The organism is Curtobacterium sp. B8 (assembly GCF_000333315.1).
Classification (GTDB): domain Bacteria; phylum Actinomycetota; class Actinomycetes; order Actinomycetales; family Microbacteriaceae; genus Curtobacterium; species Curtobacterium luteum.
Window position 1 is genome coordinate 1 of the sequence record NZ_BACW01000295.1, and the last position, 9,531, is coordinate 9,531.

General features: G+C 69.9%; 10 protein-coding genes. All 10 read right to left on the reverse strand.

What is annotated here, in order from left to right; all coding sequences use genetic code 11:
- Positions 1–180: 180 nt before the first annotated feature.
- Positions 181–1,101 carry a DUF11 domain-containing protein gene (locus I59_RS07260; protein WP_022903290.1) on the reverse strand — a complete coding sequence of 307 codons (921 nt, stop codon included), beginning with the start codon at positions 1,099–1,101 and terminating at the stop codon, positions 181–183.
- A complete protein-coding gene (locus I59_RS22725) occupies positions 1,071–1,226 on the reverse strand; it encodes a hypothetical protein (RefSeq protein ID WP_175328283.1) in 156 nt (51 codons plus the stop codon). Before I59_RS22725 ends, I59_RS07260 begins: the two co-directional genes overlap by 31 nt.
- A gap of 364 nt (positions 1,227–1,590) precedes the next feature.
- The gene (gene tuf / locus I59_RS07270) at positions 1,591–2,778 is read right to left on the reverse strand and encodes an elongation factor Tu (RefSeq protein WP_022903292.1); all 1,188 of its coding nucleotides are present in this window, start codon (positions 2,776–2,778) and stop codon (positions 1,591–1,593) included.
- A gap of 138 nt (positions 2,779–2,916) precedes the next feature.
- A complete protein-coding gene (gene fusA / locus I59_RS07275; RefSeq protein WP_022903293.1) occupies positions 2,917–5,031 on the reverse strand; it encodes an elongation factor G in 2,115 nt (704 codons plus the stop codon).
- Between the two features lie 91 nt (positions 5,032–5,122).
- Positions 5,123–5,593 carry a 30S ribosomal protein S7 gene (gene rpsG / locus I59_RS07280; RefSeq protein WP_022903294.1) on the reverse strand — a complete coding sequence of 157 codons (471 nt, stop codon included), beginning with the start codon at positions 5,591–5,593 and terminating at the stop codon, positions 5,123–5,125.
- A 4-nt stretch (positions 5,594–5,597) separates the two neighbouring features.
- Positions 5,598–5,966: a 30S ribosomal protein S12 gene (rpsL, locus tag I59_RS07285; RefSeq protein ID WP_017885540.1), complete on the reverse strand. Its 369-nt coding sequence runs from the start codon at positions 5,964–5,966 to the stop codon at positions 5,598–5,600.
- Between the two features lie 455 nt (positions 5,967–6,421).
- Complete coding sequence (locus tag I59_RS07290) at positions 6,422–7,537, reverse strand: hypothetical protein (RefSeq protein WP_022903295.1); 1,116 nt, start codon at positions 7,535–7,537, stop codon at positions 6,422–6,424.
- 36 nt (positions 7,538–7,573) lie between these two features.
- On the reverse strand, positions 7,574–8,134 hold the full coding sequence (locus tag I59_RS07295) for a DUF6121 family protein (protein WP_022903296.1): 561 nt from the start codon (positions 8,132–8,134) through the stop codon (positions 7,574–7,576).
- A gap of 134 nt (positions 8,135–8,268) precedes the next feature.
- On the reverse strand, positions 8,269–8,823 hold the full coding sequence (locus I59_RS20765) for a hypothetical protein (RefSeq protein WP_022903297.1): 555 nt from the start codon (positions 8,821–8,823) through the stop codon (positions 8,269–8,271).
- A 173-nt stretch (positions 8,824–8,996) separates the two neighbouring features.
- Positions 8,997–9,531, reverse strand: a 535-nt coding sequence (locus tag I59_RS22730; protein ID WP_022903298.1) for a hypothetical protein, incomplete at its 5' end; no start/stop codon positions are given.

Sequence of the window (9,531 nt, forward strand, 5' to 3'; positions counted from 1 at the left end):
CCCGTCCGTCCCGGTGCCGGCTACGCGCGTCGGCGACGCCGCAGGACCAGCAGGAATGCGCCCGCTGCCAGCGCAAGCAGCGCGATCAGCGCCCCGAGCCCGAGTCCGGCCGCTCCCGTGAAGGCCAGGTCGCCACGCGGCTGGCCGCTGACGGCCGCCGGGTCGCTCACCCGCGTCGGGTCACCCGGTCGGAGGGTCTGTGCGGAGGACTCGGACTGCAGCGTGGGGGTCGAGACGCTCGCGGTGTTCGTGATCCGGTCCGGTGCGTCGTCCGCGACCCGCACCGTGATCTGGAACGCGACTGCCGAGTCGACCGGCAGCGCCTCGGTCAGCGTGCAGGCGACCGTTCGACCGTCCGTGCACGTCGCCGCACCGCCGTCGTCGACGCTGACCAGGGCCGGTCGCGTTCGCGGACGTCGCAGCCTTCAGGTCCGGGGCACCCGGGTACTCCGGTCCGGTCGTGGTGTTGTCGACGCCGCCGCACTGCAGGAACTCGAGTCCGGCCGGCAGGTAGTCGGTGACGGTCACGGTGTTGCTCGGTGCCGTCGCGGTGTTCTGCACGGTGAGCGTGTAGACGGTCGGGTGCGTGTGGACACCACGGACCCGCTCGTGTTCGGGGCTCGCCTCGGCCTTCGACACCGTGATCGCGGAGACTGCGGTCGCGTTCGACGTCGCCGCGGCGGAGTTCGTGGTGTTGGTCGCCGGCTTCCCCGTGCCGTCGAACGTCGGGACCATGCGCGCGTCGCCACTCCCGGCCACCTGTGCTGTGCCCGTGAAGGACGTGCCGACCGGGAGCGTCGAGGTCGACGGCATCACCCGGAACGCGATCGACTTCTGGTCACCCGCGACCAGGTCCGACACGTTCGAGAACACGAGCAACGTCCCGGCGTTGTTCGCGAGCGACGACTGCACCGGATCGGGCAGCGTCTGGCCGTCCGCGGTCGCGGAGCCGGCGACGTAGGAGACCCCCGGAGGCATCGTGTAGGAGTACCCGAGGTCGTAGAGCGCCGTCCCGCCCGACGTCGACGTGCTGTTCTTCGCCGTGAGCGTCACGGTCGCGGGAGCGCCGCTCAGGACCGACGTCGGAGCCTTCGCCGACACGCTGATGACGAGTCCGCGGCCGCGGGCTGCGCGATCGCGACGACGGCGAGCAGCCCCGCGAGGAGGGCCGTCACGACGAGCATCGCGAGTGCGCGGGGACGGGCGGCGAGCAGGGTGGCGCGCATCGAGGGTGCCTTCGGGTCGGCGTCCGGCACCACGAAAGCAGCGCGCGACAGCGACGGGCAGGCAGGTTCCTGCGCCGGAGAAGGCGGGTGTTCGGGTCACCACACGGGGCCGGTTCGGCCCCGCGACTCGACGGTATCGAGTGCGGCAAACCGCAACAGCACCCCGAGTGGGGTACACGTCGTCCCACCTTGTGGGGACACGTTGCGGATCGGCTACACGACGGACGGGAGGCACCGCTCACGTGGTGAGCCGTGCCTCCCGTCCGGTGGCTGGTCGCCCGGGGCACGGCGGCTGCTCCGTGACGGAACGACGACAGCGGGGCCGGGCCCGAAGGCCCGACCCCGCTGCAACAGGTGACCGGAGTTACTTGTTGATCTTCTCGACCGTACCGGCGCCGACCGTACGACCACCCTCACGGATGGCGAAGCGGAGGCCCTCCTCCATGGCGATCGGCTGGATCAGCTCGACCGACATGTGCACGGTGTCACCGGGCATGACCATCTCGGTGCCCTCGTCCAGGGTGATGACACCCGTGACGTCGGTGGTGCGGAAGTAGAACTGCGGGCGGTAGTTCGCGTAGAACGGGTTGTGACGCCCACCCTCGTCCTTGGTCAGGATGTACGCGTTCGCCTCGAAGTTCGTGTGCGGCGTGACCGTACCCGGCTTGACGACGACCTGGCCGCGCTCCACGTCCTCACGCTTGAGGCCACGGAGGAGCAGACCCGCGTTGTCGCCGGCCTCAGCCGAGTCGAGCAGCTTGCGGAACATCTCGATGCCGGTGACGGTGGTCTTCTGCGTCGGGCGGATGCCGACGATCTCGACCTCTTCGTTGACGTTCAGCGTGCCACGCTCGACACGGCCGGTGATGACGGTGCCACGACCGGTGATCGTGAAGACGTCCTCGATCGGCATGAGGAACGGCTGGTCGGTGGCGCGCACCGGGTCCGGGACGTTCTCGTCGACGGCGGCCATGAGGTCCTGGACGGACTTCACCCACTTCTCTTCGCCGTTGAGGGCGCCGACAGCGGAGACCTGCACGACGGGGGCGTCCTCGTCGAACTCCTGCGAGCCGAGGAGCTCGCGGACCTCGAGCTCGACGAGCTCCAGGATCTCCTCGTCGTCCACCATGTCGGACTTGTTCAGCGCGACGACGATGTAGGGGACGCCGACCTGGCGGGCGAGCAGGACGTGCTCACGCGTCTGGGGCATCGGGCCGTCGGTGGCGGCGACCACGAGGATCGCGCCGTCCATCTGCGCCGCACCCGTGATCATGTTCTTCACGTAGTCGGCGTGACCCGGAGCGTCGACGTGCGCGTAGTGGCGCTTCTCGGTCTGGTACTCGACGTGCGAGATGTTGATCGTGATGCCGCGCTGGCGCTCCTCGGGAGCGTTGTCGATCTGCGCGAAGTCGCGAGCCTCGTTGAGGTCCGGGTACTGGTCGTGCAGAACCTTGGTGATCGCCGCCGTGAGCGTGGTCTTGCCGTGGTCGACGTGACCGATGGTTCCGATGTTGACGTGCGGCTTGGTGCGCTCGAACTTGGCCTTGGCCACTGTGGGTCCTCCTCAGGACTCGGAAAGCATGCCCCCGGTCGGTCACGACCGTTGGCCTGCAGGGTGTGTGTCTTTACTGTACTTGGTGACGAGGGGCCCGTCGCCGGGCGCCCTCGCCTGTGGAGCAGCGCTGGAGCGCTACTCCCCCTTGCTCTTCGCGACGATCTCCTCGGAGACCTTGGCCGGGACCTGTGCGTAGGTCTCGAAGGTCATCGAGTAGACGGCGCGACCAGAGGTCTTCGACCGGAGGTCGCCGACGTAGCCGAACATCTCGGACAGCGGCACGCTCGCGCGGACCACCTTGACGCCCGAAGCGTCCTCCATCGAGGCGATCTGGCCACGACGGGAGTTGAGGTCACCGATCACGTCGCCCATGTACTCCTCGGGCGTGCGGACCTCGACGGCCATGATCGGCTCGAGGATGACCGGGCCGGCCTTGCGGGCGGCTTCCTTGTAGGCCATCGAACCGGCGATCTTGAACGCCATCTCGGACGAGTCGACGTCGTGCGACTGACCGTCCTTGAGGATGGCCTTCACGCCCACCGTCGGGTAGCCCGCGAGGATGCCGACCTGCATGGCGTCCTGGATACCGGCGTCGACCGACGGGATGTACTCGCGCGGGACGCGGCCACCGGTGACGGCGTTCTCGAACTCGTAGACCTTCTCGGCCGTGACCTCCATGGGCTCGAGCGCGATCTGCACCTTCGCGAACTGACCGGAACCACCGGTCTGCTTCTTGTGGGTGTAGTCGTAGCGCTCGACCGGCTTGGTCAGGGTCTCGCGGTAGGCCACCTGCGGCTTGCCGACCGACGCCTCGACCTTGAACTCACGCTTCATGCGGTCGACCAGGATGTCGAGGTGGAGCTCGCCCATGCCCTTGATCGTGGTCTGACCGGTCTCGGCGTTGAGCTCGACGCGGAACGTCGGGTCCTCTTCCGCGAGCTTCTGGATGGCCGTGGAGAGCTTCTCCTGGTCGGCCTTCGTGTTCGGCTCGATGGCGACCTCGATCACCGGCTCCGGGAACGTCATCGACTCGAGGACGACCTGGTCGTTCGGGTCGCAGAGCGTGTCACCGGTGGTGGTGTCCTTGAGGCCGATCACCGCGTAGATGTGGCCCGCGGTCACGTTGTCGACCGGGTTCTCCTTGTTGGAGTGCATCTGGAAGATCTTCCCGATGCGCTCCTTCTTGCCCTTGGTCGAGTTGATGACCTGGGCACCCGACTCGATCGAGCCCGAGTAGACGCGGACGTAGGTCAGGCGACCGAAGAAGGGGTGCACCGCGACCTTGAACGCCAGGGCCGAGAACGGCTCGGAGGCGTCGGGCTTGCGGATGATCTCCTTCTCCTCGTCCTTGACGTCGTGGCCGATCATCGGCGGGACGTCGAGCGGCGACGGGAGGTACGAGATGACGGCGTCGAGCATGGGCTGGACACCGCGGTTCTTGAACGCCGAGCCGCAGAGGACCGGGTAGACCTCGGAGGCGATGGTCAGCTTGCGGATGCCCGCGCGGATCTCGTCCTTCGTGAGCTCCTGGCCGTCGAAGAACTTCTCGAGGAGGGCGTCGTCGGACTCGGCGACACGCTCGATGAGCTTGGCGCGGTACTCCTCGGCACGGGCCTGGAGGTCCGCGGGGATCTCCTGGACCTCGTACTGGGCGCCCATGGTGACATCACCCTTGGCGTCGCCCGGCCAGACCTTGGCGTGCATCTCGATGAGGTCGACGACACCGACGAAGTCGTTCTCGGCGCCGATCGGGAGCTGGAGCACGAGGGGCTCTGCACCGAGGCGGTTGACGATCGTGTCGACGGTGAAGTAGAAGTCGGCGCCGAGCTTGTCCATCTTGTTGACGAAGCAGATGCGCGGGACGTCGTACTTGTCCGCCTGACGCCACACGGTCTCGGACTGGGGCTCCACGCCCTCCTTGCCGTCGAAGACGGCGACCGCACCGTCGAGGACGCGGAGCGAGCGCTCCACCTCGACCGTGAAGTCCACGTGACCCGGGGTGTCGATGATGTTGATCTGGTTGTTGTCCCAGAAGCAGGTCGTCGCGGCCGACGTGATCGTGATGCCGCGCTCCTGCTCCTGCGCCATCCAGTCCATCGTCGCAGCGCCGTCGTGGACCTCACCGATCTTGTGCGTGATGCCCGTGTAGAACAGGATGCGCTCGGTCGTCGTGGTCTTGCCGGCATCGATGTGCGCCATGATGCCGATGTTGCGGACCTTGTTCAGGTCGGTGAGCACGTCCTGTGCCACAGGGTTCCTCCGGAAGAGTTGTAGGAGAGATGGGCGTCCGTCACGGGGCGCCGGGGTTTGTGGCCGCCGGCGCCCCGGGGCGGTGCCGGGACTACCAGCGGTAGTGGGCGAAGGCCTTGTTCGACTCGGCCATCTTGTGCGTGTCCTCACGGCGCTTGACCGCGGCACCGAGACCGTTCGACGCGTCGAGGATCTCGTTCATGAGACGCTCGGTCATCGTCTTCTCGCGGCGGGCCTTGGCGTACGAGGTCAGCCAGCGGAGCGCGAGGGTGTTCGCGCGGTGCGGCTTGACCTCGACCGGGACCTGGTAGGTCGAGCCACCGACGCGGCGGCTGCGGACCTCGAGGGTCGGACGGACGTTGTCGAGCGCCTTCTTGAGCGTCGCGACGGCGTCCTGCTGGTTCTTGGCGGAGACGCCCTCGAGTGCACCGTAGACGATGCGCTCGGCGAGGCCCTTCTTGCCGTCCAGCAGGATCTTGTTCACGAGCTGCGAGACGATCGGCGCGCCGTAGACCGGGTCTGCGACGACGGGACGCTTGGGAGCGGGACCCTTACGAGGCATTGACTCAACCCTTCTTCGCGCCGTAGCGGCTACGCGCCTGCTTACGGTTCTTCACGGCCTGCGTGTCGAGCGCACCGCGGATGATCTTGTAGCGGACACCGGGCAGGTCCTTCACACGACCGCCGCGGACGAGCACCATCGAGTGCTCCTGGAGGTTGTGGCCCTCACCGGGGATGTAGGCCGTGACCTCGGTGCCGTTCGAGAGCTTGACACGAGCGACCTTGCGCAGTGCCGAGTTCGGCTTCTTGGGGGTGGTGGTGTAGACGCGGGTGCAGACACCACGCTGCTGGGGGTTCGCCTTCAGGGCGGGCGCCTTGGTCTTGGTGACCTTCGGCGTACGACCCTTGCGAACCAGCTGCTGGATGGTAGGCAACTGTTCTCCTGGTTCTTCGCTCGTGCTCTCCGGCCGGCGCGGACCGCCGGCTTCCTCGTCCCACACCGAGGACCGCCTGTCGGCGGAGGGATCAGTGGGGGACGGATCGGTCCGGTTGCGGCCGTCGGCCGACCGGACTTTTCGGGCGCGCCCGAGGGCGCACACCCGGTAGAGCCTACCCGCGCCACCACGCGAAATCAATCCGGGCGCGTCGCCCTGGAGGCCCGTGGGCACCGCCCACGGCGAACACCCGTCCGGCGCGTGGTCGCGGGGGTCGCAGGTCCGCGGGCGGGCCCGCGGGCGGGCCCGCGTCGTGCGAGGTTTCGCGCAGCGTGCGAGGGCATGCGCCTCGCACGCTGCGCGGATCCTCGCACCGCCGGTCGCGTGGCCCACCGTCGGGGTCGCGGGGCGACGTCGGGCCGCGGGGCGGGCCTCCAGGCCGGTGCGCCGCGCCGTCAGGAACCGGACTCGGAGGAGACCGGAGCGACCGCGGAACGGAACGTGGCGCCGTCGGCGCCGATGCCCGTGATGTACCCGCTCGCGTTGACGTTCATCGGCCCGGCCGTGGCGGTGCCCACGCCGCCCGGCCCGGAGATGTCCGCCGAGAACGTCGCCCGGCCGTAGGTGGTGGTGGTGACCAGCCAGCCCTCGGAGGACCACGCACCGACCGACACCACCGGGCGCGTGCCGAGCGTCCAGCGCTCGTTCGTGTACGTGTACGACGGGTCCTCGCCGTAGGCGTAGAAGCTGCAACCCGACGGAGCCGGGTCGTGCGACGCGATGCAGCCGTCGACCCACGCGTCGACCGCCTTCGTCGCGGCGCGCTCGCCCGCCGATGTGAGGGAGGCCGTGAGCGCGACCGGACTCGACGCCGTGCCGCCGAAGCCGCTGACCGTGGCGGACGCCGAGTCGGACCGGACCCATTCCCCGCCGCGGACGGCGACGTCGTAGGTGCCCGGCAGGGCGCTGAGGGACGCCGTGCCGCCCTTCGACGTCGTGACCGACTTCCCCGCGACCCGGAGCGGTGTGCGGGACGGACCGCGGACCGACACGTCGACGGTGCCGAGGCGCGGGGGTTGCAGCTGCCAGACCGGGAACACCCCCCAGTCGGTGCCGGTGCGGGTCAGGTCGAAGACCGCGGAGACGTCCTGGCCGCCCTGTCGCAGGTAGGCGGTGACGGATGCGCTGTCGCCGCTCGTTCGGACCGCTGCGACGCGGTACCCGGTGACCGTGCGCTTCGCCTTCGCGTACGCGGCGTCGGTGAGCAGGACGTCGCTCGCGTCGTGCTCGATGCCGGCCGCGGCGAGGGCGGCCGACGCCCTGCCCGCCGCGAGGTCGTCGAGGAAGGCCCGCACCGGGCGGTCCGCTGCGTGCGTGCTCATCCCGTTCGCGTAGCCGATGCCGCCGCCGACCACGAGCAGCACGAGTGCCGCGACCCCGGCGACGATCGCCACGAGGGGACCGCGGCGCATGCGCTTCCGGGGCGGGCGCGCGGTGGCCGCGGTCGTGCCACGGATAACGTCGACGGGCGGGACGGCTCCCCAGCCGCCGCCGTGGTCCTGGTCGGTCATGGTGCCCCCGGTCGCCGTGCGTCGTACGCGGCGATCCTACCGCCGACCACCGTCGTTCCCGGGGGCGGGCGACCCCGGGCCCGGCCGGTCCGTCGGGTGGCGGTCGTCGATCGTGTGGGCGTGACCCGTCGTGCCGGCGGGCTCGGTCGAGCGGGTTTGAGCCGGCGCGCCCGCTGGGTCGGTCGTGCGTGCCTGGTGGCGGATCATCGCGATCCCGCCGACGACGCAGACCAGCGCCACCACGACCGTGCCCACGACGAAGGGGCCGAGCGCGGAGCCGGCCGGGAACACGAGCAGCTCGGTGACGTCGCCACGGAGGAGGGCGTAGCCGACCGCGCCGACGCCGAGCATCACCAGGTACGAGGCCGCCGCGGCGACGAGGCCGGTGACGCCGGGGTTGCCCTCCCGGGCGCCGGTCGCGGTGGCGAGGAACACCACGATCGCGGCGGAGACGACCATCGCCGGGCCGAGGTACGGGGTGGCGTCCGGCTGGGTGATCGGCTCGACGTCCGCGAGGAGCGCCTCGAAGCCGGACACCGCGATGACGAGCGCGATGAAGAGGACGGACGTCATCGTCGCCACGAGCCATCGGGACATGGGGTGATCGTATCGCCGGGCCGGGGTGCACGGACGGTCGTCGTGGCGTTCGGGCGGCCGGCGGCGCGGTGGTCGGCGTCAGGCGCGCTCAGGTCCGGCGTGCTGTGACGCGTGTTCCGGCCGGGGTGCGCCTGCTACTGCTCCTGCTGGGTGAGGTGCTGCTGCTGTTCCTGCCGGCCGTGCTGCTGCTGTTCTTGCTGGGCGTGCTCCTGCTGCGCCGCCGCCACCAGCGCGAGGGCGATCGTCGCGGTGATCACGGGCACGGTCTCGGTCATGGGAGCCGGCGCGACCGGGATCTGCTCGGCGTCGGCGCTGGTAGCGCTCTCGGGCGCTGCGTCGTGGTCGCGGAGCGCCGGACCGACGACCGGCAGCACCGCCGTCGTGGTCGGCGGTTCGACGAGGACCTGCGGGGCCGTGGCGTCGACCGGCTCGCCGCGCTTCGCTGCGCGACGGGCGCGCAGCATCTTCGTGAGCACCACGACGGCGACGATCGCCCAGATGCCGTTCACGATGAGCGACGGGATGGCGTGGTGCGCCCCGACGTTGACGGCGATCGCGAGACCGCCGACGAGGTTCAGCAGCTGGTACGTGGGTCCGTTCTGCAGCTTGCCGGTCGAGAAGAGGATGTAACCGGCCAAGACAGTTACCGCTCCGAACCAGCCGAGGAACTCCACGATTCCGTACAACACGCGCGACTCCGGGCACGACGAGGAACAGCCCACGAGCGGGGCCGTCCGAGAGGGGGATGAGCGACCGCGAACGCGGCGTCGGGAGCATCGTACGCAGACGAGGACCCCCGGCGGAAGAGGGTGTGGCGTGGCGCGTCACACCCCAGTCCGTGGGGGTTCTCGGGAGGGGCGGGTCAGCCGTTCGTGGCGGCGGTGGCGCCCGCTGTCGCGCCGGAATCGGCGCTGCGGTCGAGCACGTAGATCGAGCCACCGAACGTCCAGGTCGCGGTCGTCGCTGCCGATCCGTCGTCGCCCGTCTGTTGCGCCGAGGTGATCGAGGTGATCAGGAACAGGCGCTTGCCGGTCTGGACGCCCTGGACGAACCGCAGGGCCTGGTCGAACGTCCCGTCGACCGCCACCGTGACGGGGATGACGGAGAAGTTCTGACCGGTGATCGCGGCGTTGGTGACGATCGACGGAGCAGTCGGCTCGGCCGGAGTCGCCGACGGTACCGGGGTGGCGGTCGCTGCCGCACCGGGCGCGGGCGTGGCGGCGGACGACGCGGAACCCGCGGCCGTGGCGGCGGGCTGGTACGCCGTGGCGTCGCTCGCCGTGAAGGCGGACACCTGCATCCCAGTGGCCGCGGCGATGCCGTCGAGCTCGTCGATGAACGACGAGACGGACGCCGACTCCGGCACGGAGCGGGTCAGTGAGGACAACTCGTCGCGC